Source organism: Pseudomonas shiyinii (assembly GCF_056725765.1).
The window spans coordinates 3006757-3030709 of sequence record NZ_CM161522.1 but is presented as its reverse complement, the minus strand read 5'-3'; the positions used below and the strand labels follow the sequence as shown (position 1 = coordinate 3030709).

The following is a 23953-nucleotide window of genomic DNA, read 5'->3' as shown; positions in this document are numbered from 1 at the left end:
AAACCCGAGCAAGGGCCCACAAAGCCCGCGCTCATTACCTATGAAGATATGAGACCAGCAGGGGCTTCCGGGCTGGTACCCGGAAAATCTGCAGGATCCAGGTGGCGTGGTTCAGTCGCTGTGTTCGGACTTTTCCAGGTTTGCTGTGGCTCTTGCCGATCAGTCCCCTAACCGAGGGTGACCAAGCATGCAAGAAAGCGTGATGCAGCGCATGTGGGAAAGCGCCCACCTTTCAGGTGGTAACGCTGCATATGTGGAAGAGCTTTATGAGCTCTACCTGCACGACCCTAACGCTGTGCCAGAAGAGTGGCGCACCTACTTCCAGAAGTTGCCCGCCGACGGCAGCACCGCTACCGATGTATCGCACTCTACAATCCGCGACCATTTCGTACTGCTGGCAAAGAACCAGCGCCGCGCCCAACCGGTTTCCGCCGGGAGCGTGAGCAGTGAACACGAGAAGAAGCAGGTTGAAGTTCTGCGACTGATCCAGGCCTATCGTATGCGCGGCCATCAGGCTGCCAAGCTCGACCCGTTGGGGTTGTGGCAGCGCCCTGCGCCCGTAGACCTGTCGATCAATCACTACGGCTTGACCAATGCCGACCTTGATACGACCTTCCGTACCGGTGACCTGTTCATCGGCAAAGAGGAAGCGAGCCTACGCGAAATCTTCGATGCGCTGCAGAAGACATATTGTCGCACCATCGGCGCCGAGTTCACCCACATCGTCGATTCCGAACAGCGCAGCTGGTTCCAGCAGCGCCTGGAAAGCGTCCGTGGCCGTCCTGAATTCTCCGCCGACGTGCAGACTCACCTGCTCGAGCGCGTCACCGCAGGCGAAGGCCTGGAGAAATACCTGGGCACCAAGTACCCAGGCACCAAGCGTTTCGGCCTGGAGGGCGGCGAAAGCCTGATCCCGATGCTGGACGAGATGATCCAGCGCTCCGGCTCCTACGGCACCAAGGAGGTCGTGATCGGCATGGCCCACCGCGGCCGCCTCAACGTGCTGGTCAACACCTTCGGCAAGAACCCGCGCGAGCTGTTCGACGAGTTCGAAGGCAAGAAGATGAACGAGCTGGGCTCCGGTGACGTGAAGTATCACCAGGGCTTCTCCTCCAACGTGATGACCCCCGGTGGCGAAGTCCACCTGGCCATGGCGTTCAACCCATCCCACCTGGAAATCGTCTCGCCGGTGGTGGAAGGTTCGGTTCGCGCCCGCCAAGACCGTCGCAACGACACCGTCGGTGACAAGGTCCTGCCGATCTCGATCCACGGCGACGCCGCGTTCGCTGGCCAGGGCGTGGTCATGGAAACCTTCCAGATGTCGCAGACCCGCGGTTTCAAGACCGGCGGCACCGTGCACATCGTGATCAACAACCAGGTTGGTTTCACCATCTCCAACCCGCTGGACTCGCGCTCCACCGAGTACGCCACCGACGTCGCCAAGATGATCCAGGCGCCGATCCTGCACGTGAACGGCGATGATCCGGAAGCGGTCCTGTTCGTGACCCAGCTGGCCATCGACTACCGCATGCAGTTCAAGCGTGACGTGGTCATCGACCTGGTCTGCTACCGTCGTCGCGGCCACAACGAGGCCGACGAGCCGAACGGCACCCAGCCGCTGATGTACCAGCAGATCAGCAAGCAGCGCACCACCCGCGAGCTGTACGCCGAGGCCCTGATCCAGGCCGGGCGTATCGACGCCGAGCGTGCCCAGGCCAAGATCGACGAGTACCGCAACGCGCTGGACAACGGCCTGCACGTGGTCAAGAGCCTGGTCAAGGAGCCGAACCGCGAGCTGTTCGTCGACTGGCGTCCCTACCTGGGCCATGCCTGGACCGCGCGTCACGACACCCGCTTCGACCTCAAGACCCTGCAGGACCTCTCGGCCAAGCTGCTCGAGCTGCCGGAAGGCTTCGTGGTCCAGCGCCAGGTGGCGAAGATCTACGAAGACCGCCAGAAGATGCAGGCCGGCGGCCTGCCGATCAACTGGGGTTATGCAGAGACCATGGCCTACGCCACGCTGCAGTTCGAAGGCCACCCGATCCGCATGACCGGCCAGGACATCGGCCGTGGCACCTTCTCGCATCGCCACGCGGTGCTGCACAACCAGAAGGACGCCAGCACCTACGTACCGCTGCAGAACCTGTTCCCGGGCCAGCCGAAGTTCGAGCTGTACGACTCCTTCCTGTCGGAAGAAGCGGTACTGGCCTTCGAATACGGTTACTCGACCACCACGCCGAACGCGCTGGTGATCTGGGAAGCCCAGTTCGGTGACTTCGCCAACGGAGCCCAGGTGGTGATCGACCAGTTCATCACCAGCGGCGAGCACAAGTGGGGCCGTCTGTGCGGCCTGACCATGCTGCTGCCGCACGGTTACGAAGGGCAGGGGCCGGAGCACTCCTCCGCGCGTCTGGAGCGTTACCTGCAGCTGTGCGCCGAGCACAACATCCAGGTGTGCGTACCGACCACCCCGGCACAGATCTATCACCTGCTGCGCCGCCAGGTCATCCGCCCGCTGCGCAAGCCGCTGATCGTCCTGACGCCGAAGTCGCTGCTGCGCCACAAGCTGGCCGTCTCGACCTTGGAAGACCTGGCCGAAGGCTCGTTCCAGACCGTGATCCCGGAAATCGACAGCCTCGATCCGGCCAAGGTCGAACGCCTCGTGCTGTGCAGCGGCAAGGTCTACTACGACCTGCTGGAAAAGCGCCGTGCCGAAGGCCGCGAAGACATCGCCATCGTGCGTATCGAGCAGCTGTATCCGTTCCCTGAGGACGACCTGGTGGAAATCCTGGCGCCGTACACCAACCTCAAGCATGCGGTGTGGTGCCAGGAAGAACCGATGAACCAGGGCGCCTGGTACAGCAGCCAGCATCACATGCGCCGCATCCTGACCCGCCACAACAAGGCGCTGGTCCTGGAGTACGCCGGCCGCGACGCTTCCGCCGCGCCAGCCTGTGGTTACGCCTCGATGCACGCCGAGCAGCAGGAAAAACTGCTGCAGGATGCCTTCACTGTCTAACGCCTTCGCGCACCTGAAACCGAATTTAAGGAAACACTGACAATGGCTATTGAGATCAAAGCCCCAACCTTCCCGGAATCGGTCGCCGACGGCACCGTTGCCACCTGGCACAAGAAGCCGGGCGAAGCCGTCAAGCGTGACGAACTGATCGTCGACATCGAGACCGACAAGGTCGTCCTGGAAGTGCTGGCCACCGCCGATGGCGTGCTGGGCGACATCGTCAAGGGCGAGGGCGACACCGTCCTGTCCGACGAAGTTCTGGGCTCGATCGTTGAAGGTGGCGCTGCTGCCGCTCCGGCTGCCGCGCCTGCCGCTGCTGCTCCGGCTGCCGCTGCCACCGACGCTGGCGAAGACGACCCGGTTGCCGCCCCGGCCGCGCGCAAGCTGGCTGAAGAAAACGGCATCGACCTGGCTTCCGTTGCCGGCACCGGCAAGGGTGGCCGCGTGACCAAGGAAGACGTGGTTGCCGCCATCGCCAACAAGAAGGCCGCACCTGCCGCCGCCAAGCCTGCCGCCGCTGCTGCTGCCGCGCCTGTAGTCGCTGCCGCCGGCGATCGCACCGAGAAGCGCGTGCCGATGACCCGTCTGCGCGCCAAGATCGCCGAGCGCCTGGTCGAAGCCCAGTCGAACATGGCCATGCTGACCACCTTCAACGAAGTGGACATGACCGAAGTCATGGCCCTGCGTTCGAAGTACAAGGACCTGTTCGAGAAGACCCACAACGGTGTACGCCTGGGCTTCATGTCGTTCTTCGTCAAGGCCGCCACCGAGGCGCTCAAGCGCTTCCCGGCAGTCAACGCCTCGATCGACGGTAACGACATCGTCTACCACGGCTACGCTGACGTCGGCGTAGCCGTCTCCAGCGACCGTGGCCTGGTGGTGCCGGTCCTGCGTAACGCCGAGTCGATGTCGCTGGCCGAAATCGAGAACGGCATCGCCACCTTCGGCAAGAAGGCCCGTGAAGGCAAGCTGGCCATCGAAGAGATGACTGGCGGTACCTTCACCATCACCAACGGTGGTACCTTCGGCTCGATGATGTCGACCCCGATCGTCAACCCGCCGCAGGCGGCCATTCTGGGCATGCACAACATCATCCAGCGTCCTATGGCGATCAATGGCCAAGTGGTCATTCGCCCGATGATGTACCTGGCGCTGTCCTATGACCACCGCCTGATCGACGGCAAGGAAGCGGTAACCTTCCTGGTGACCATCAAGAACCTGCTGGAAGACCCGGCTCGTCTGCTGCTGGACATCTAACGCACAGCTGCAAGCGGCAAGTGGCTGCTCCCCTCGGGAGTGCGTCGCTTGCCGCTTGAGGCTTGCCGCTTGAAGCTTAAAAGGAATCTTTTATGACCCAGAAATTCGACGTGGTAGTGATTGGTGCAGGTCCTGGCGGCTACGTGGCCGCGATCAAGGCTGCTCAGCTCGGCCTCAAGACCGCCTGCATCGAGAAATACACCGACGCCGAGGGCAAGCTGGCCCTGGGCGGTACCTGCCTGAACGTGGGTTGCATTCCTTCCAAGGCCCTGCTGGACAGCTCCTGGAAGTACAAGGAAGCCAAAGAGAGCTTCAACGTCCACGGTATCTCCACTGGCGAAGTGAAGATGGACGTCGCCGCGATGGTTGGCCGCAAGGCTGGCATCGTCAAGAACCTGACCGGTGGCGTCGCCACCCTGTTCAAGGCCAACGGCGTGACCTCGATCCAGGGCCACGGCAAACTGCTGGCCGGCAAGAAGGTCGAAGTCACCAAGCCCGACGGCACCACCGAAGTCATCGAAGCCGAGAACGTGATCCTGGCCTCCGGTTCGCGTCCGATCGACATTCCGCCGGCTCCGGTCGACCAGAAAGTCATCGTCGACTCCACCGGCGCCCTGGAATTCCAGACCGTACCCAAGCGTCTGGGCGTCATCGGCGCTGGCGTGATCGGCCTGGAGCTGGGTTCGGTATGGTCGCGCCTGGGTGCCCAGGTCACCGTCCTGGAAGCCCTGGATACCTTCCTGATGGCCGCCGACACCGCGGTTTCCAAGGAAGCCCAGAAGACCCTGACCAAGCAGGGCCTGGACATCAAGCTGGGCGCCCGCGTGACCGGCTCGAAGGTCAACGGCGAAGAAGTCGAAGTCACCTACACCGACGCCAATGGCGAGCAGAAGATCGTCTTCGACAAGCTGATCGTCGCCGTCGGCCGTCGTCCTGTGACCACCGACCTGCTGGCCGCCGACAGCGGCGTGACCATCGACGAGCGTGGCTACATCTACGTCGATGACCACTGCGCCACCAGCGTACCGGGCGTCTACGCCATCGGTGACGTGGTGCGTGGCCTGATGCTGGCCCACAAGGCTTCGGAAGAGGGCATCATGGTCGTCGAGCGCATCAAGGGCCACAAAGCCCAGATGAACTACGACCTGATCCCGTCGGTCATCTATACCCACCCGGAAATCGCGTGGGTCGGCAAGACCGAACAGGCGTTGAAAGCCGAGGGCGTTGAGGTTAACGTGGGCACCTTCCCGTTCGCGGCCAGCGGCCGTGCGATGGCTGCCAACGACACCGGTGGTTTCGTCAAGGTCATCGCCGATGCCAAGACCGACCGCGTACTGGGCGTTCACGTGATCGGCCCATCGGCTGCCGAACTGGTGCAGCAGGGTGCGATCGCGATGGAATTCGGTACCAGCGCAGAAGACCTGGGCATGATGGTGTTCAGCCATCCGACCCTGTCCGAGGCGCTGCATGAAGCCGCGCTGGCCGTGAATGGCGGTGCCATCCACGTGGCCAACCGTAAGAAGCGTTAATTATAAGAAACCACGGCGGGCTGCCCGTCGTGGGTCTTGCGTGCAAGACTCACCGCGGAACGTCCGCCGGACCGGGCCACCGGGATAACCCGGGGCAAACGGTCACAGGTGGCGCGGCGCCAGAAATGGCGCAGCGCCGAAGCGCAGTACCTAACGAAGACGGTAAAAAGCATGAATCTTCACGAGTATCAGGGTAAACAGCTGTTCGCTGAATACGGCCTGCCAGTTTCCAAGGGTTTCGCAGTCGATACCCCTGAGCAAGCTGCAGAAGCCTGCGACAAGATCGGCGGCTCGGAGTGGGTGGTAAAAGCCCAGGTCCACGCCGGTGGTCGCGGTAAAGCGGGCGGCGTCAAGCTGGTTCGCAGCAAAGAAGACGCCAAGGCGTTCGCTGCGCAGTGGCTGGGCAAGAACCTGGTTACCTACCAGACCGACGCCAATGGTCAGCCAGTCTCCAAGATCCTGGTCGAATCCTGCACTGACATCGCCAAGGAACTGTACCTGGGCGCTGTAGTCGATCGTTCGAGCCGTCGTATCGTGTTCATGGCCTCCACCGAAGGTGGCGTGGACATCGAGAAGGTCGCTCACGAAACTCCCGAGAAGATCCTCAAGGCTACCATCGACCCGCTGGTCGGCGCCCAGCCGTTCCAGGGTCGTGAGCTGGCATTCCAGCTGGGCCTGGAAGGCAAGCAGGTTCAACAGTTCGCCAAGATCTTCGTAGGCCTGGCCAAGCTGTTCAAGGACCACGACCTGGCCCTGCTGGAAGTCAACCCGCTGGTCATCAAGGCCGACGGCGACCTCCACTGCCTCGATGCCAAGATCAACATCGACGCCAACGCCATGTACCGTCAGCCTAAGCTGAAAACCTTCCACGATCCTTCCCAGGACGACGCCCGCGAAGCTCACGCCGCCAAGTTCGAACTGAACTACGTGGCGCTGGAAGGCAACATCGGCTGCATGGTCAACGGTGCCGGCCTGGCCATGGGTACCATGGACATCGTCAACCTGCACGGCGGCAAGCCGGCCAACTTCCTCGACGTTGGCGGTGGCGCTACCAAGGAGCGTGTGACCGAAGCGTTCAAGATCATCCTGTCCGACAGCAATGTCGCGGCCGTTCTGGTCAACATCTTCGGCGGTATCGTTCGCTGCGACATGATTGCCGAAGGCATCATCGGTGCAGTGAAGGAAGTCGGCGTCAAGGTTCCGGTCGTCGTTCGCCTCGAAGGCAACAACGCCGAACTGGGCGCTAAAGTACTGGCAGAAAGCGGTTTGAACATCATTGCGGCAACCAGCCTGACCGACGCTGCTCAACAAGTTGTCAAAGCTGCGGAGGGCAAGTAATGAGCGTCCTGATCAATAAAGACACCAAGGTCATCTGCCAGGGCTTCACCGGCTCGCAGGGTACTTTCCACTCCGAACAAGCCATCGCCTATGGCACCAAGATGGTCGGCGGCGTAACCCCAGGCAAGGGTGGCACCACCCACCTGGGCCTGCCGGTGTTCAACACCGTCAAGGAAGCCGTCGAGGCGACCGGCGCCGAAGCTTCGGTGATCTACGTTCCGGCTCCATTCTGCAAGGACTCGATCCTGGAAGCGGCCTTCGGTGGCATCAAGCTGATCGTCTGCATCACCGAGGGTATTCCTACCCTCGACATGCTGGACGCCAAGGTCAAGTGCGACGAGCTGGGCGTACGCCTGATCGGCCCTAACTGCCCAGGTGTCATCACCCCGGGCGAGTGCAAGATCGGCATCATGCCAGGCCACATCCACCTGCCGGGCAAGGTCGGTATCGTTTCCCGCTCCGGCACCCTGACCTACGAAGCGGTCAAGCAGACCACCGACGCCGGCTTCGGCCAGTCGACCTGCGTCGGTATCGGCGGTGACCCGATCCCGGGCTCCAACTTCATCGACATCCTGAAGTTGTTCCAGGAAGACCCGCAGACCGAAGCGATCGTCATGATCGGTGAGATCGGCGGTTCGGCCGAAGAAGAAGCCGCGGCCTTCATCAAGGCCAACGTGACCAAGCCTGTCGTTTCCTACATCGCCGGTGTTACCGCACCTGCGGGCAAGCGCATGGGCCACGCTGGCGCCATCATTTCGGGTGGCAAGGGCACTGCGGACGAGAAGTTCGCCGCCCTGCAAGACGCCGGTGTCAAGACCGTGCGTTCCCTGGCTGACATCGGCAAGGCCCTGGCCGAGCTGACCGGCTGGGAAATCAAGAAGTAAGTAACACGCAATACCCCCCACGCAACACAAAGGCCACCTTCGGGTGGCCTTTGTGTTTTCAGGGCAGGTGCTGGCAACGATTTTTTCGATGGGTTTGATAGGTATTTTCTGACAGACGCTGGTCGATGCTCCGGTGAGAATAGCCGCTGTACAGAGTCACCCAGACGACAAGAACATACGCACATCGGACAAGCACGTCTGTCCCAGTGCGTTTGCCGGGTAAAACGGTTAACCTACGCCCTCACTCTGTGCCCGTCCCCCAAAAGGGAACGACACGCTAAACGGGTCTGGCTCACCAAGCCGGGCAGCATTTCCCTCACCCATGGGGAAATCCCCTCACGAATCCCGATTTCAGCAGTGTGGTACTTCCTTAAATGAAAGTGTTAAAAGGCCAGGATATCCTGGCACTTGGCTTTATGACGTTCGCATTGTTCGTCGGCGCCGGCAATATCATCTTCCCGCCCATCGTAGGCCTGCAGTCCGGCCCGCATGTATGGATGGCGGCCCTGGGCTTTCTGGTCACCGCAGTCGGCCTGCCGGTCATCACCGTGGTCGCCCTGGCCAAGGTGGGCGGCGGCATGGACGCGCTGAGCAGCCCGATCGGCAAGTTCTTCGGCGGCCTGCTGGCGGCTGTGTGCTACCTCTCGGTAGGCCCGCTGTTCGCGACTCCGCGCACCGCTACCGTGTCGTTCGAAGTGGGCGTGGCACCGCTGACCGGTGAAAGCCCGTTGGCGCTGTTCATCTATAGCCTGGTGTATTTCGCCGTGGTACTGGCCGTGTCGATGTACCCGACCAAGCTGCTCGACACTGTCGGCCGCTTCCTCGCGCCGCTGAAGATCATCGCCCTGGCGGTGCTCGGCATCGCCGCGTTCGCGCTGCCGGCCGGCACCATCGGCGAGGCGCAGCCGCAATACGTGGCCGCACCGTTCTCCCAAGGCTTCGTCAACGGCTACCTGACCATGGACACCCTGGGTGCCCTGGTATTCGGTATCGTCATCGTCAACGCCATCCGCTCGCGCGGTGTCGAGTCGCCGAAGCTGATCACCCGCTACGCTATCATCGCCGGCCTGATCGCCGGTGTCGGCCTGGCGTTGGTGTATATCAGCCTGTTCCGCCTGGGCGCGGGCAGCCATGACATCGCCATGGGTGCTTCCAATGGCGCGGCCGTCCTGCATGCCTACGTGCAGCACACCTTCGGTTCGCTGGGCAGCGGCTTCCTCGCGGTACTGATCGCCCTGGCCTGTCTGGTCACCGCCGTGGGCCTGACCTGCGCCTGTGCCGAGTACTTCAGCCAGATCCTGCCGCTGTCGTACCGCGCGCTGGTGGTGATTCTGGCTGGCTTCTCGCTGTTGATCTCCAACCTGGGCCTGACCAAGCTGATCATGTTCTCGATCCCGGTGCTGACGGCCATCTACCCGCCGTGCATCGTTGTCGTGGGCCTGAGCTTCGTCAAGGAGCTGTGGAACTCGCCCGTGCGTATCCTGGCACCGGTGATGCTGGTATCGCTGCTGTTTGGCCTGGTCGACGCGATCAAGGGCAGCAGCCTGGCACACATGCTGCCGGACGCCATGGCACACCTGCCGCTGAGCGACCAGGGCCTGGCCTGGCTGGTGCCTTCGGTGGTCACCCTGGGCCTGGCCGTGGCATGCGACCGCATGCTGGGCAAGCCGCGCGAGGCGTTGGCCTGATGTGTTGACGCCAACTGCTGGTGCCGGCCACAAGCCCGAGGGCGCCAGCCTTGGTTGAAACCCTGACCCCGTGTCCACCCGGACACGGGGTTTTTTATTTCCGGTGCGTGCCTTTTCCCGGCCCTGGGCGTCGAAAGCCGGTCTATATCATTCACCGTGCCTGAACGATAGGAACCTGCATGAACTTCATCCAAAGCAACCTGAGCAATGTGCTCGCCATCTGCTGGTTCGCCCTGTGCTGGGGCGGCTACACCCGCTACGCCATCTGGAAGGGCCGCGACACGGCCTGCCTGGCCAGCGTACTGCACTTGTACCGGGAAGACTGGATGCGACGCATGTTGCTGCGCGACAACCGCATCGCCGATGCCAGCGTGATCGGCAACCTGGAGCGCAACGCGTCGTTCTTCGCCTCGAGCACCCTGATCATCCTGGCGGGCATCCTGACGGTGCTGGGCGCCTCTGATCGTGCGCTGTCATTGCTGGCTGACCTGCCGTTGGTGCAGGAGGCGTCGCAAGGTGTTTCCGAGCTCAAACTGCTGTGCCTGGCAATGGTGTTCGTGTATGCGTTCTTCACGTTCAGCTGGTGCATGCGTCAATACAACTTTGCAGCGGTGTTGGTCGGGTCGGCGCCGATGATCGGCGAGCGCCTGGTCAATGAATTGGAACGCAAGGCATTTGCTTCCCGTGCCGCGCGTGTACTGTCGCTGGCGGCGAACCAGTTCAACTTCGGCCTGCGTTCCTATTATTTCGGCATGGCGATGCTGAGCTGGTTCATCAGCCCATGGTTGTTCATGGCCATGAGTGTGGGGGTGGTGTGCATTCTGTATCGCCGTGAATTCCATTCCGACGTGCTGGACGTCATGGTCTTCACGCCAACCGAAAGTGCGCCGGCGGAGGCGGGCAAGGACAACGTCACCGGCATAAGCTGAAACGTTTTATTAAAAAGGCCAGGCATAAAAAAACCCGGCGATCGCCGGGTTTTTTGTGGGTGTTGCTTACTGCTTGGCTGGCTCGCTTGGGGCGGCTTCCGGAGCAGGAGTGGCTTCTGGAGCCGGAGTAGCAGGAGCAGCTTCCGGAGCAGGAGCAGCCGGGGCAGCTTCTGGAGCCGGAGCAGCAGGAGCGGCTTCAGGAGCGGCTTGCTCGGTCTTGGTTTCCGGAGCTTTCTCTTCGTTCGCCTTGTCACAAGCGGCCAGGCCCATGGCAGCGGCCAGCATCAGGGCAAAAGCAAAAGGTTTACGCATGGGGGTGTCTCTCCTTGTGGAATAACTTACTTGTTCCATTTGAGCTCAAGTAAGCGGAATTAGTTCCGCGAAGATTACAGATATATCGCGAGCGGATCTAGATAGACTTTTCACTGAATTTGTGCAGAGTGAACATCTTCACGAAAAGATAAGGTTGCCCATGTCTGATAACGACCTGATGGCCATGGCCGAGCGCTTTCTTTCGGCATTGAAACATTGCCAGCGCTTGCAGATGCAGGTGCATCATGCCAATAGCGAAGGCATTACGCTGGTACTGCCCTGGTCGCCGTCGATCGTAGGTAATCCGCAAACGGGCGCGGTGCATGGCGGTGCCCTGACCACCTTGATGGATACCACCTGTGGCATGGCCACGCTCTGCGTGTTGCCCACGTTCGAAGTGTGCCCGACCCTCGATCTGCGCATCGACTACATGCACCCGGCACAAGCCGGCAAGCCTATATATGGCCATGCCCAATGCTACCGAGTGACCCGGGACGTGATCTTCACTCGCGGTACGGCCTACCAGGACGACCCGGCCCAGCCGATCTGCCATGTGGTTGGCACCTTCATGCGCCTGGGCCAGGACATCAAGGGCGGCATCCGCTTCGGCAATACGCTCAAGGAGGGCCGCCCATGATTCCCCGGGACGTTCGCCAGCGCCTCAATGAAGCGCATGCGGTAGGCGACTACGAGCCGTTGCTGGCGTTGATTCCCTACGCCGGGCTGATCGGCATCGAATGCGCGCGTGAGAACGACGACCTGCTGTTTCGCCTACCGGCGAACCCAGACAATATCGGCAACCCGCTGCTGCCAGCGATCCATGGCGGGGTGATCGCAGGCTTCATGGAGCTTTCGGCGGCGTTGTACCTGCTCATCTACAGCGAAAGTGCGAGCATTCCCAAGATCATCGATTTTTCCATCGATTACCTGCGCGCCGGCCATTACCGTGACACCTTCGCCCGCTGCCAGCTGTGGCGCCAGGGGCGGCGGGTGACCAATGTCGCCATTACCGCCTGGCAGGCCGACCCTGCGTCGCCGATCGCCACGGCACGGGCGCATTTCAAGATCGAACCGGAAAAGCCCTTGAAATAGTCCGTGCTGCCCCCATCTGCTGGACATCCGCCGCCGAAAGCAGCCTGACAGGGCGCAAGGCGACAACTGCCATCAGATCGGAGTGTTGAAGACCATGAGTGTGGAAACTCAAAAGGAAACCCTGGGCTTCCAGACCGAGGTGAAGCAGCTGCTGCACCTCATGATCCATTCGCTGTATTCGAACAAGGAGATCTTCCTGCGCGAGCTGATCTCCAACGCCTCCGACGCCGCCGACAAGCTGCGTTTCGAGGCCTTGGCCAAGCCGGAGCTGTTCGAGAATGATGCCGACCTGAAGATCCGCGTGAGCTTCGACAAGGACGCCGGCACCGTGACCCTCGAGGATAACGGCATCGGCATGAGTCGCGAGGACGTCATCACCCACCTGGGCACCATCGCCAAGTCCGGTACTGCCGACTTCATGAAGAACCTGACCGGTGACCAGAAGAAAGACTCGCACCTGATCGGCCAGTTCGGCGTCGGCTTCTATTCGGCGTTCATCGTCGCCGACAAGGTCGATGTCTTCAGCCGCCGCGCCGGCTTGCCGGCCGCCGAGGGCGTGCACTGGTCGTCCAAGGGCGAGGGCGAATTCGAAGTCGCCACCGTCGAGAAACCACAGCGCGGTACCCGCATCGTCCTGCACCTGAAAAAAGGCGAGGAAGAGTTCGCCGACGGCTGGCGCCTGCGCAACGTGGTCAAGAAGTACTCCGACCACATCGCCCTGCCGATCCAGCTGCCCAAGGAACAGGCTGTCGCAGAAGGCGAGGAGCAGCCAGCCGAGGAATGGGAGACCGTCAACCGCGCCAGCGCCCTGTGGACCCGTCCGCGTACCGAGATCAAGGACGAGGAATACCAGGAGTTCTACAAGCACATCGGTCATGACTTCGAGAACCCGCTGGCCTGGAGCCACAACAAGGTCGAAGGCAAGCTTGAATACAACTCGCTGCTGTACGTGCCGGCCCGTGCGCCGTTCGACCTGTACCAGCGCGAAGCGCCACGCGGCCTGAAGCTGTACGTGCAGCGCGTGTTCATCATGGACCAGGCCGAATCGTTCCTGCCGCTGTACCTGCGCTTCATCAAGGGTGTGGTCGACTCCAACGACCTTTCGCTGAACGTTTCCCGCGAGATCCTGCAGAAGGACCCGATCATCGATTCGATGAAGTCGGCCCTGACCAAGCGTGTGCTGGACATGCTGGAAAAATTGGCCAAGAACGAGCCGGAGCAGTACAAGGGCTTCTGGAAGAACTTCGGCCAGGTGATGAAGGAAGGCCCGGCCGAGGACTTCGCCAACAAGGAGAAGATCGCAGGCCTGTTGCGCTTCGCCTCGACCTCCGACGACAGCGGCGAGCAGAGCGTTGCCCTGGCCGACTACCTGGCTCGCGCCAAGGAAGGCCAGGACAAGATCTATTACCTGACCGGCGAGTCCTATGCTCAGGTCAAGAACAGCCCGCACCTGGAAGTCTTCCGCAAGAAAGGCATCGAGGTCCTGCTGCTGACCGACCGCATCGACGAGTGGCTGATGAGCTACCTCAACGAGTTCGATGGCAAGGCCTTCGTCGACGTCGCCCGTGGTGACCTGGACCTCGGTGCCCTGGATTCGGAGGAAGACAAGAGGGCCCAGGAAGAAGTCGCCAAGGAGAAGGAAGGCCTGGTCGAGCGCCTGAAGACTGCCTTGGGTGACAGCGTCGCCGAGGTACGCGTCTCGCACCGCCTGACCGACTCGCCGGCGATCCTGGCCATCGGTGAACAGGACCTGGGCCTGCAGATGCGCCAGATCCTCGAGGCCAGCGGCCAGAAGGTGCCTGAATCCAAGCCGATCTTCGAGTTCAACCCGGGCCACCCGCTGATCGAGAAACTGGACAACGAACAGAGCGAGGACCGCTTCGCGGAGCTGTCGCACATCCTGTTCGACCAGGCGGCCCTGGCGGCCGGCGACAGCCTGAAGGACCCGGCGGCCTACGTTCGTCGCTTGAACAAGCTGCTTGTCGAGTTGTCTGCTTGAGTTGATGCAAGGAAAGCCCGCTTCGGCGGGCTTTTTTCATGGTGCAAGGAGGAGTTTGATGAGCAAGGTAATCGTCGAGTCGCTGGTCTATCACCTGGCCGGCAAGGCCTACGAGAGTCGCCTGGTCTACGCGCCAGGTGCATTGCCGCAGCCGGGCCTGGTGATGGCGCCGAACTGGATGGGCATCGGTGAGGGCGCCGAGCGGATCGCCAAGGAAGTCGCCAGCCAGGGCTACGTGGTGTTGATCGCCGACCTGTACGGGCAGTCGCTGCGGCCTTCGAATGCGGACGAGGCCGGGGCGGCGATGATGCCGCTCAAGAACGACCGCGCCGAGCTGCGCAAGCGCATGGAAGAGGCCCTGGCGCAGCTGTTGGGGCAGTCCAAGGCATTGCTGGCTCCGGGCAAGGTCGCGACCTTCGGCTTCTGCTTCGGCGGTTGCTGTGCCCTGGAGCTGGCCCGTACCGGTGCCGACCTGCAGGCAGCGGTCTCGTTCCACGGCACCCTGGATACGCCGAACCCGGCAGATGCCAAGCGCATCAAGGGCTCGGTGCTGGTGCTGCATGGTGCGTCCGACCCGCTGGTGCCCAAGGAGCAGTTGCCGGCGTTCGAGGACGAGATGAACGCTGCCAAGGTGGACTGGCAGCTGCTGAGCTACGGCGGCGCGGTGCATTCGTTCACCGACCCTGCGGCCAATGTGCCAGGCAAGATGCAGTATGACCGGCGCACGTCCGAGCGCGCCTTCCGGGCGATGTTCAACCTGCTGGATGAAGTGTTCCAGAAGTAGTGCGTTACCTTCATCGCGGGGCAAGTCGGACCGCGATGAAGGCGGCTTGTTGTCGCGCCTAGCGCGGCAGTTCGATCCGCGAGGTCTCCCCCGGTACCTTGGGCCAATCTCCCGCAGCCCATCTGGCTCGGGCCTGCTCGATCAACTCCGGGTCGCTGGCCACGAAGTTCCAGTTCATCCGCCGCGGCCCGTCCAGCGGCGCACCACCGATCAACACCAGCTGGCATTCGCCTTGCGCGTACAGTGTCACTTCCTCGCCTTCCGGCAGCACCAGCAGATTGCAGGGCTCGACCTCGTCTTCTCCCACCAGCAGTTCGCCATCGAGCAGGTACAAGGCACGCTGGGCATGTTCGGTGGGCACCGTCAGCGTGGTCGCCGCCTGCATCTGCACCAGGGCATACAGGGTAGGGGAGAGCACCGGTACCGGGGATTGCAGGCAAAAGCCTTGGCCGGCAATCATGCAGATGCGCACGCCCAGGCTGTCGCTGACCGGCAGGCTGGCTGCCGGGTGATGGCTGTAGCTCGCAGGCCCTTGCTCGAGCGCCCTGGGTGAAGCCAGCCAGACCTGCAGACCGTGCAGGCGCGAGCCGGCGGCGAAGGCATCGGCCGGCGTACGTTCGACATGGGCCACGCCGCTGCCTGCGGTCATCCAGCTCACGTCGCCGGGCAGTACGCGCTGCTCGGAGCCCAGGCTGTCCTTGTGCAGGATCTGGCCTTCGAACAGGTAGGTCAGGGTCGACAGGCCGATATGCGGGTGCTGGCGGATGTCCATGCCGTTGCCGGGGGCGTAGTCGGTTTCCAGCATGTGATCGAAGAACACGAAGGGGCCGACGCTACGGCACTGGGCCGACGGCAGCGGGCGCAGGATGGGCTGGCCCTCGACCGATTCGGCGCGTGGGTGGATGACCAGGGGGCGGCTCATGGCAGGGCTCCAGGCAGGCAACGGATGTCCCTAGCATAGCGGGTTGGGGCGCAGCGCTGAACCGCCTGGCTTACCTGTCGGTCTACTGTTTTCGTACGCCCGAAAAGGACATTGCCCATGATTGTCAGAGCGCTGACTTGCTTGCTGTTGTCGGGAGGGTTGTGCCTGGCGGCGCAGGCTCGCGATTACCGCTACAGCGACGCTCACCTGCACTACGTCGATTTCTTCCAGGAAAGCGAAGGCATGCCGGCATTGCTCCAGGCGATGGATGCGGCAGGCATCGACCAGTCGATGATTTCCGGTATTCCGGTGGCCAAGAAATGGCACGAGGACGAGCCCAAGCGCCCCCGCTACTACGCAGGCGACGACGCCGAAGCCTACTGGTACAGCGCCACCGATCTCTATGTGGCCGCGGCGCTGGAGAAACTGCCGGCCGAGCAGCGGCGGCGCTTTCACCCGTTCATCAGTGGCTTCAACCCGGTGGACAAGAATGCCGTGCATCATGTCGAGCGAATGCTCGCACTCTATCCCGGCCTGTGGCAGGGCATCGGCGAGGTGTTCACCCGCCACGACGACCTGACCGCCTTGACCAGCGGCGATACCCCACGGGCCAATAACGAGGCCATGACCCGCATCTATCACCTGGCCGCCGAGCACGACCTGCCGGTGCTGATCCACTCCAACATTACCTCCAAGCGCGAACGCAACCCGCTCTACTTGGCTGAGATCGAGCAGCCGCTGCGCGACCATCCGCATACCCGCTTCATCTGGGCCCATGCCGGTACCAGCATGGAGATCCACCGGCACCAGACGCAGATGAAATTCCTTCTGCCTGTGGTCACCCGGCTGCTGGAGACCTACCCGAACCTGTATATCGACCTGTCCTGGAGCATGCGCGAGCCTTACCTGCTCGATGAGCATGGCAAACCGCGCAAGGCGTGGCTGGCGCTGGTCGAGCGCTTCCCCGAGCGCTTCATGCTCGGCTCCGATGTGGTGGGGCGCTTCTCCAGCCTCGGCGAGCAGATGAAGGGCTTCGACCCGTTCCTGGATGCGCTGCCTGACGAGGTGGCCGGCAAGGTGGCGCGGGAGAACTTCCTCAGCGTATTGCCTGGGGCGCACAAATGAAAACGCCCCGAACCAGTCGGGGCGTTTTCGTTACGGCAGCGTCAGCTGTTACTTGCCGGTCCAGCGTTTGAGCACCAGGGTGGCGTTGGTGCCACCGAAGCCGAAGCTGTTGCTCATGACCGTATCGATCTTGGCGTTTTCTTCGGTCTTGCGCAGGATCGGCAGGTCGGCGACCTCCGGGTCCAGCTCGTCGATGTTGGCGGAGCCGGCGATGAAGTTGTTTTCCATCATCAGCAGGCAGTAGATCGCCTCGTGCACGCCCGCGGCGCCCAGCGAGTGGCCCGACAGGCTCTTGGTCGAGCTGATCTTCGGTGCCTTGTCGCCGAACACTTCACGCACGCCCTTGATCTCGGCGACGTCGCCGACCGGGGTGGAGGTGCCGTGGGTGTTCAGGTAGTCGATCGGGGTGTCGACGGTGGACAGCGCCTGCTGCATGCAGCGGATCGCGCCTTCGCCGCTCGGAGCGACCATGTCGTAGCCGTCGGACGTCGCGCCGTAGCCAACGATTTCGGCGTAGATCTTGGCGCCACGGGCCAAGGCGTGTTCCAGCTCCTCGACCACCACCATGCCGCCGCCGCCTGCGATGACGAAGCCATCACGGTCGGCGTCGTAGGCGCGCGAAGCCAGTTCAGGGGTTTCGTTGCGCTTGGTCGACAGGGCGCCCATGGCATCGAACAGGAACGACTGGCTCCAGTGCTCTTCTTCACCGCCGCCGGCGAAGACGATGTCCTGTTTGCCCCACTGGATCTGCTCCAGGGCGGTGCCGATGCAGTGTGCCGAAGTGGCGCAGGCCGACGAGATCGAGTAGTTGATGCCCTTGATCTTGAACGGGGTGGCCAGGCACGCCGATACAGTGCTGCCCATGGTGCGGGTGACGCGGTACGGGCCGACGCGCTTGACGCCTTTCTCGCGCAGGGTGTCCAGGGCTTCCATCTGGTTCAGGGTGGAGGCACCGCCGGAACCTGCCACCAGGCCGGTACGCGGGTTGGAGACTTGCTCCTCGGTCAGGCCGGCGTCCTTGATCGCGTCCTGCATCGCCAGGTAGGCATAGGCAGCGGCGTGGCCGACGAAGCGATAGACCTTGCGGTCGATCAGCTCTTCGAGGTTGAGGTCGATGGAACCGGAAACCTGGCTACGCAGCCCCATTTCCTTGTATTCCGGGTTGTAACGGATACCCGGACGGCTGTTGCGCAGGTTTTCGGTGACGGTAGCTTTGTCATTGCCCAGGCACGATACGATGCCCAGACCAGTGATAACGACGCGGCGCATGCGAATAACCCTTAGAAATTGTCAGTGGAGGTGAACACGCCGACCCGCAGGCCTTCGGCGGTGTAGATCTCGCGACCGTCGACGCTGACCGAACCATCGGCGATGGCCATGTTCAGCTTGCCCTTCAGGACGCGCTTGATGTGAATGTTGTAGGTGACCTTCTGAGCCGACGGCAGTACCTGGCCGAAGAATTTCACTTCGCCCGAGCCCAGGGCGCGGCCACGGCCCGGCAGGCCCTGCCAGCCGAGGAAGAAGCCGACCAGCTGCCACATGGCGTCCAGGCCCAGGCAGCCCGGCATGACCGGATCGCCTTCGAAGTGGCAGGCGAAGAACCACAGGTCCGGATTGATATCCAGCTCGGCGACCAATTCACCTTTGCCGTACTTGCCGCCTTCGGCGCTGATATGGGTGATGCGATCGACCATCAGCATGTTCGGGGCGGGCAGTTGCGCATTACCTGGGCCGAACAGCTCACCGCGACTGCAGCGCAGCAAATCTTCCCGAGTAAAGGCGTTTTGTTTGGTCATGCGAGCTCCTCAATAATCCCCGTGCGGCTGGGGCTGAATCTTCCCGGCCGGCCCGGCGTGCGTTGAGTCCGGGGCGGCAGCCTACAAGTAGACTATTGCGTTGTGGTGAAAGTCACAGCGCACCTGGCAAAGAAGTACAGGTGTGCACTGAAACGCTTATTTTCAGGGCCTGGGCAGGTCCTGTCTAGTGGCCAGGGCGCGAATTCCGATGCTTGCGTCGCCAGGCGACCCCCTCCATGACATCGAACGAGCCTCGCCCGGGCCCCTATTTCCCCTAGACTGACGCATTTGCGCGCTAATCGCCAGTGGCGGCTGTCCGGCCGGACAACCAGTGTTGCAGCACCTGCTGCAATTCCGTGCGTTTGAACGGCTTGCTCAGGTAGTCGTTCATGCCCGCGGCCAGGCACCGCTCGCGATCGCCCTGCAACGCGTTGGCGGTCAGGGCGATGATCGGCAGCTGTGCGGTATCCGGCAGCAGCCGAATACGCCGGGTGGCCTCATAGCCGTCCACCACAGGCAGGCGGCAGTCCATCAGGACGGCGGCGAATGACTGCTGGGCGACCTGGTCCACCGCCTGGGCACCATCGCTGGCGATGCTGACATCGAAGCCCAGGCTGCGCAGCATGGCATCGATGACGCTCTGGTTGACCGGGTTGTCCTCCACCAGCAGGATGCGTCCGCCTTGCAGTGGCGTCTGGCGCTCCGTGCTGGTGCTGGGCAGGGCTGCCGAGGGCGAGGCCAGGGGCAGGGGGATTTCCAGGGTGAAGGTCGAACCCAGGCCCTCGCGGCTTTCACCACGCAGTTGCCCACCCATGCGTTCGGCCAGGGTGCGCGCGATCGCCAGGCCCAGGCCGGTACCGCCATAGCGCCGGGAAATCGAACTGTCGGCCTGCTGGAACGCCACGAACATCATTTCCAGCCGGTCGCTGTCGATGCCGATGCCGGTGTCGCGTACTGCACAGGTGAACCACGCCAGCTGCGGGTCGAGCATGTGCCAGCGGGCGTCCACCTCCACCTGGCCTTGTTCGGTGAACTTCAAGGCGTTGCCGATCAGGTTCAGCAGGATCTGGCGGATCCGGGTCGGGTCGCCGGTGACCTGCAACCGGTCGATCCCTGGCAGCAGTTGCAGGCGCAGGTCCAGCCCGCGCTGCTGGGCACTGTGCTGGAACGACTGCACGCAATTGGCGACCAGCTCGCCGAGGTTGAAGCCGATCTGCTCCAGCTCCACGGCGGTGCGCTCGATGCGCGAGAAATCGAGGATGTCGTTGATCACCTTGAGCAGGTGGCCGGTCGATTCGCTGGCCACTGCGGTGTAGTCGGCCTGCTCGCTGGTCAGCTGGGTGGTCTCGAGCAGCTGCAGCATGCCCAGCACGCCGTTCATGGGGGTACGCAGTTCGTGGCTCATCATCGCCAGGAAGTCCGACTTGGCCCGGTTGGCCTGCTCGGCCTCTTCGCGGGCCTGGGTCAGCTGGGCGATGGCCTGCTTCTGTTCGGCGCTGGCTTGGTCCAGGGCGCTGGCCAGGTTGTTGATGTGGCGAGCCAGGTGACCCAGTTCACTGTCGTCGACCACCGGCAACGGCACGTTGAATTCACCCTTCTGGATGGCCTTGACCGCATGCCCCATGTCGCTGATCGGCTTGGCCAGGCTCATGGCCAGGCGCCGCGCGAGGAGAAAGGTGAACAGCAGGGCGAACAAGGCCAGGATGCCCGCCTTGGTGACGATTTCCTGCTGGCGCTGGCTGAATGCGTCGTCTGACATGCCGACGATGACGCGGCCCAGGTAGTCGTCGCCGACGCTTGGGACGGGCGTGTTGCCCTCTTGCAGGAAGTCGTTGTCCAGGCGGATCTGCTGCAGGCGGATCGGCGCCTGGAACACTTCCACACGCTGGGCTCGGTTGATGTTCTCGCCGTTCTGCTCGACGTACACCAGGATATGGTTGCGGCTGTCCTGGACTTCCAGAAAACGCACGTGGGGAATGCTCAGCGTGGCCCGCATCAGGCTCTCCAGCACCTCGTTGTTGCCGGAGATCACGCCATACTCCGAAGCGGGCGCCAGCTGGTTGGCGATCAGCTGGCCGGTATGGTTGAGCTCCTGGCGCAAGTCCTGGATACGTACGAAGGTGAAGAAACTGATCAGCAGCAAGGTGAGCAGCAGGGCAGGGCCCAGGCTGATCATCTGGGTGCGGGTATGGATGTCCCAGCTCAGGCGGTTACTCATGGCAGGGGTTCTCCTTCGGCCAGCACCACGGCTGCGGCCTCGGCGTCGATCGGCTCAAGGCCCAGGGCTCGCGCCACCTGCTGGTTGCCGGTCACCCCATAGTGCGCGGGGTAGTGGCTGCGTGGCCAACTGGCTGGAGGGCGGTCGAGCAACTGATCGAGCACGGCCAGCCAGTCGTCCTGGTCGCTGAAGGTACTGGCCAGGGCACCGGCGCGGACGAAGCCGGCATTCGGGCCTACCAGCGCCATCTGCCGGCCATAGGTGCTGAGCAGGACGTTCTTGGCGGTCTTGGAGTTGTACAGGTCCGGGTCGTCGATCCCCAGCAGGACGTCGCTGTTACCCAGCAGGCGTTGCAGGGGCCGGCTGTCACGTGGGTCCGGCCAGTCCTGGGCGACGATCTCCAGGCCCAGCGGACGGGCTGCCAGGCGCAGCTCGTCAAGCAGGAAGCGGCTGTGCTCGCCATACAGCACACCGACCCGGCGTGCCTGGGGCAGCAGGTAACGAACCAGGCGCAACTGCCGAGCGGGCGGTGGGTCGCTCCACAACAGGCAGAGGTACGCCGGCCGCGACTTTCCCAGGCGTTGTTCGGCCTGTACACGGCTGACCCTCAGGGCCAGGGCAGGCGGCCCCGCAGCCTCGCCCAGGCGCCACTCCAGGGCCGCGACATCGAGCAGCACCAGACGTACGCCGGCCTTCAACTGGCCGGGCCGCGGCAGATCCGCCACGGCCTTGAAGTGCACCTGGTCCTGCGGGCGGTGAGTTTGCAGGGCGCTGACGAAGCTGCGGATGCCCGGTTGGTCGCTGGCCCCGACCAGCAGCACCTCACTGGCCGATACCGTGCCCAGCGGCCAGAGGCAGAACAGCAACAGGCGCAGCAACAGGCGCATCAGAACTCGAGCTCCGCGCTGACACTCAGGCGATGGCGGCTGTCGTAGCGGTTCTGTTCGAGGGTGACCGGCTCGTCGTCCAGGCGTTGCTGCCACAGTGCAGCCAGCTCGAGGCTGGTGCCCTGGAAGCGAAAGCGCTTGGCCAGGCGCAGGTCCATGCGCTCGTAGCGGTAGCCGTTGAGGGCGTCGTCGCCGTAGTAGAAGAGGGCGCTCGACCAGCCCTCGCCCCAATCGCGCATCCAGCCGGCCGAACCGCTGTTGCGCGCGCTGAGGCGGCGGTCGTTGGGGTTGCTGGCCCAAGCGTCGACGTAGGCGTAGGTCAGGCGCAGGCGGTCGTGCAGGGTCGGGCGCCAGTCCAGTTGCGCCTCGCTACCACTGAAACGGGCCTTGTTGGCATTGCTGGCGATGTACTGGTTGTTGCGCAACGGCTCGCTGATCATTCCGGTGATCTCGTCGTAGAACAGCTTCACATCCATGCTCAGGTCGATGTCGCTGAAGTTGCCGTTGTAGCCCAGCTCGCGCGAGCGCATGCGTTCCTGGTCGAGGTTGCCCGGGCCACGGGTCTTGACGAAATATTCGCCGCTGTTGAACCCGTAGATGTTGTTGCTGAGGTTGTCGACCGTGTAGCTCCAGTTGACATTGTTCTCGAACATGTCCGGCGAACGCACGGCCTCGGAATACACCGCGCGCAATCCATGGCGTGGGGTGATCAGGTAGTTGACGGCCATGCGTGGCGTCAGTGAACTGCCGGAAAGCCGCGAGTCTTCGAACATCGCACCGCCCTGGACGATCCAGTGTTCGTTCGCGCGCCATTCCAGTTGGCCGAACAGGCGCCAGGTCTGGTCGTCCAGGCTGCCGTTGAAGTAGGTCTGCGAGTCGGCCCGGTCGTAACGGTAGTTCATGCCGCTGAGCAGACGCAGGTTTTCGGTCAGGCTCAGGGTGTCCTGGATCTCCAGGTCGAAGCGGCTTTCGCGGGTACTTTGGTCGACATCGCCGCAGACGGTGTCGCTGGCACCGTTGCTCCATTCATTCTGGACCTGGTCGAGCAGGTCGTTGAGCACCGGGTCGCTCGTGGTGGGCAGGCTGTCCTTGCCCTTGTTGATGTTGCGCGCCACGCGTTCGGCGAAATTCGGGTCCAGTTGCCACATCCGCGTCATCTGCGGGCTGAACGCCAGCGCGGCATCACAGGCGCGCCAGACCTGCTCGCGCTCGAAATGCTGGGCCGAGCTCTGGATATAGAAGCTGTGCTCGGGGTTGAAGTCGATGTTCCAGCGTATCGAGCCTGCGTAGTCCTTGGCGTTGACGTCGGCATTGTCACCGGTGAGGGTGTTGCGAAACACCGGCTGGTAGGTGTACGGGCGCTGGTTGCTGCCTTCCTTGGCCGCCAGTTGCCACTCCAGGGTCTGGTTCATGGCCAGGTTGTGGCTGGCACTGAGGTTGAAGCGGTTCAGGCGACGGCTGTCACGGTAGTCGTTGCCGAACTGGTCCGAATCGAAGCCATCATCCTGCATGCCTGACAGCGACAGGCGCATGTCACCGCCTTCCCAGCCAAAGCCCTGGCTGGCGTAATAGTCATTGATGCCATCCTGGCCACGGGTCACCTTAAGCCGGGTGCCGTGGCTGTCGGCCGGATTGCGGGTGAGGATGTTCACCACCGCCATCAACGCATTGGCGCCATAGCTGACGGTATTGGGGCCGCGGAACACCTCGATGCGCTCGATGTCCTCGATGGCCAGCGGGATGTCGCTCCAGTCCACCGTGGCCAGGCCCGCGCGGTACACCGAGCGGCCATCGATCAGCACCTGCATGCGCCGGGCATCGCTGACGTTGCTGCCGTGGTAATTGACCGTCGGCTGGTTGCCGGCGCCGTAGCCGACCATCATGCCGGGCACCAGGCGCATCAGTTCGGGGATATCGCGCGCACCGCTGGCGCGGATCAGCTCGGCGTCGAGCACCGTCATGCTGCCGGGTACGGCCGCCGGGGATTGTTTGAGGCGGGTTGCGGTCAGAACCTGGGGCAGGTCCTGGTTGTCGAGGAACATGTCGTCGGCCACGGCCGGGCCGCCCACGAGGGCAGTCAGCAACAACAGGCGCGGGAAGGGTGGCGTGCCAGGGAACACGGTACGGCCTTGTTTCGGGGATGAAACAGGCATGTTAACCGACCGTTTGGGTTT

19 protein-coding genes are annotated in these 23953 nt (G+C 62.9%); 12 read left to right on the top strand and 7 right to left on the bottom strand.

All coding sequences use genetic code 11. From position 1 onward, the window contains the following. Positions 1–187: 187 nt before the first annotated feature. The 7 genes from ACXHGZ_RS13610 (at position 188) to ACXHGZ_RS13580 (ending at position 10644) form a co-directional block, all read left to right on the top strand. Positions 188–3019, top strand: a complete 2832-nt coding sequence (locus ACXHGZ_RS13610; RefSeq protein WP_224456326.1) for a 2-oxoglutarate dehydrogenase E1 component — start codon at positions 188–190, stop codon at positions 3017–3019. Positions 3020–3061: 42 nt separating this feature from the next. Then, on the top strand, positions 3062–4276 hold the full coding sequence (gene odhB / locus ACXHGZ_RS13605) for a 2-oxoglutarate dehydrogenase complex dihydrolipoyllysine-residue succinyltransferase (RefSeq protein ID WP_480460270.1): 1215 nt from the start codon (positions 3062–3064) through the stop codon (positions 4274–4276). A gap of 92 nt (positions 4277–4368) precedes the next feature. After that, complete coding sequence (gene lpdA, locus ACXHGZ_RS13600) at positions 4369–5805, top strand: dihydrolipoyl dehydrogenase (protein WP_084854665.1); 1437 nt, start codon at positions 4369–4371, stop codon at positions 5803–5805. 171 nt (positions 5806–5976) lie between these two features. Then, entirely contained in the window at positions 5977–7143 is a 1167-nt protein-coding gene (sucC, locus tag ACXHGZ_RS13595; RefSeq protein ID WP_011534748.1) for an ADP-forming succinate--CoA ligase subunit beta, read from the top strand. Then, positions 7143–8027 (top strand): succinate--CoA ligase subunit alpha, encoded by an 885-nt coding sequence (gene sucD / locus ACXHGZ_RS13590; protein ID WP_084854666.1) that lies wholly within the window; start codon positions 7143–7145, stop codon positions 8025–8027. Before sucC ends, sucD begins: the two co-directional genes overlap by 1 nt. A 374-nt stretch (positions 8028–8401) precedes the next feature. Next, the gene (brnQ, locus tag ACXHGZ_RS13585) at positions 8402–9715 is read left to right on the top strand and encodes a branched-chain amino acid transport system II carrier protein (protein ID WP_480460269.1); all 1314 of its coding nucleotides are present in this window, start codon (positions 8402–8404) and stop codon (positions 9713–9715) included. A 179-nt stretch (positions 9716–9894) separates the two neighbouring features. Continuing rightward, positions 9895–10644 (top strand): DUF599 domain-containing protein, encoded by a 750-nt coding sequence (locus tag ACXHGZ_RS13580; protein WP_480460268.1) that lies wholly within the window; start codon positions 9895–9897, stop codon positions 10642–10644. Positions 10645–10710: 66 nt separating this feature from the next. On the opposite strand, the gene ACXHGZ_RS13575 is transcribed toward ACXHGZ_RS13580, so the two are convergent. Next, positions 10711–10956 (bottom strand): hypothetical protein, encoded by a 246-nt coding sequence (locus tag ACXHGZ_RS13575; RefSeq protein ID WP_084854669.1) that lies wholly within the window; start codon positions 10954–10956, stop codon positions 10711–10713. A 160-nt stretch (positions 10957–11116) separates the two neighbouring features. On the opposite strand from ACXHGZ_RS13575, the gene ACXHGZ_RS13570 reads away from it, so the two are divergent. From ACXHGZ_RS13570 to ACXHGZ_RS13555, 4 genes are all read left to right on the top strand, one after another. Continuing rightward, complete coding sequence (locus tag ACXHGZ_RS13570; RefSeq protein ID WP_480460267.1) at positions 11117–11593, top strand: PaaI family thioesterase; 477 nt, start codon at positions 11117–11119, stop codon at positions 11591–11593. Further along, a complete protein-coding gene (locus ACXHGZ_RS13565) occupies positions 11590–12048 on the top strand; it encodes a PaaI family thioesterase (protein WP_480460266.1) in 459 nt (152 codons plus the stop codon). The genes ACXHGZ_RS13570 and ACXHGZ_RS13565 overlap by 4 nt, the downstream gene beginning before the upstream one ends. Positions 12049–12142: 94 nt before the next feature. Continuing rightward, a complete protein-coding gene (htpG, locus tag ACXHGZ_RS13560) occupies positions 12143–14047 on the top strand; it encodes a molecular chaperone HtpG (protein ID WP_480460265.1) in 1905 nt (634 codons plus the stop codon). A 58-nt stretch (positions 14048–14105) separates the two neighbouring features. Then, positions 14106–14831 (top strand): dienelactone hydrolase family protein, encoded by a 726-nt coding sequence (locus ACXHGZ_RS13555; RefSeq protein ID WP_084854673.1) that lies wholly within the window; start codon positions 14106–14108, stop codon positions 14829–14831. 58 nt (positions 14832–14889) lie between these two features. Here ACXHGZ_RS13555 and ACXHGZ_RS13550 read toward each other — a convergent pair whose 3' ends face one another. Next, positions 14890–15753 (bottom strand): pirin family protein, encoded by an 864-nt coding sequence (locus ACXHGZ_RS13550; RefSeq protein WP_480460264.1) that lies wholly within the window; start codon positions 15751–15753, stop codon positions 14890–14892. A gap of 117 nt (positions 15754–15870) precedes the next feature. Between ACXHGZ_RS13550 and ACXHGZ_RS13545 the strand changes: the two genes are divergently transcribed. Next, positions 15871–16878: an amidohydrolase family protein gene (locus tag ACXHGZ_RS13545; protein WP_480460263.1), complete on the top strand. Its 1008-nt coding sequence runs from the start codon at positions 15871–15873 to the stop codon at positions 16876–16878. A gap of 48 nt (positions 16879–16926) precedes the next feature. Here the strand turns inward: ACXHGZ_RS13545 and fabB are convergent, their stop codons facing one another. From fabB to ACXHGZ_RS13520, 5 genes are all read right to left on the bottom strand, one after another. Further along, positions 16927–18147, bottom strand: coding sequence for a beta-ketoacyl-ACP synthase I (gene fabB / locus ACXHGZ_RS13540; RefSeq protein ID WP_084854676.1), 1221 nt, complete (start codon positions 18145–18147; stop codon positions 16927–16929). An 11-nt stretch (positions 18148–18158) separates the two neighbouring features. Continuing rightward, positions 18159–18674: a 3-hydroxyacyl-[acyl-carrier-protein] dehydratase FabA gene (fabA, locus tag ACXHGZ_RS13535; RefSeq protein WP_043211383.1), complete on the bottom strand. Its 516-nt coding sequence runs from the start codon at positions 18672–18674 to the stop codon at positions 18159–18161. Between the two features lie 295 nt (positions 18675–18969). Continuing rightward, positions 18970–20892: an ATP-binding protein gene (locus ACXHGZ_RS13530; RefSeq protein ID WP_480460262.1), complete on the bottom strand. Its 1923-nt coding sequence runs from the start codon at positions 20890–20892 to the stop codon at positions 18970–18972. Beyond that, on the bottom strand, positions 20889–21779 hold the full coding sequence (locus ACXHGZ_RS13525) for an ABC transporter substrate-binding protein (RefSeq protein ID WP_480460261.1): 891 nt from the start codon (positions 21777–21779) through the stop codon (positions 20889–20891). The genes ACXHGZ_RS13530 and ACXHGZ_RS13525 overlap by 4 nt, the downstream gene beginning before the upstream one ends. Further along, positions 21779–23932, bottom strand: a complete 2154-nt coding sequence (locus ACXHGZ_RS13520) for a TonB-dependent receptor plug domain-containing protein (RefSeq protein ID WP_480460260.1) — start codon at positions 23930–23932, stop codon at positions 21779–21781. Before ACXHGZ_RS13520 ends, ACXHGZ_RS13525 begins: the two co-directional genes overlap by 1 nt. Between the last annotated feature and the right edge of the window lie 21 nt (positions 23933–23953).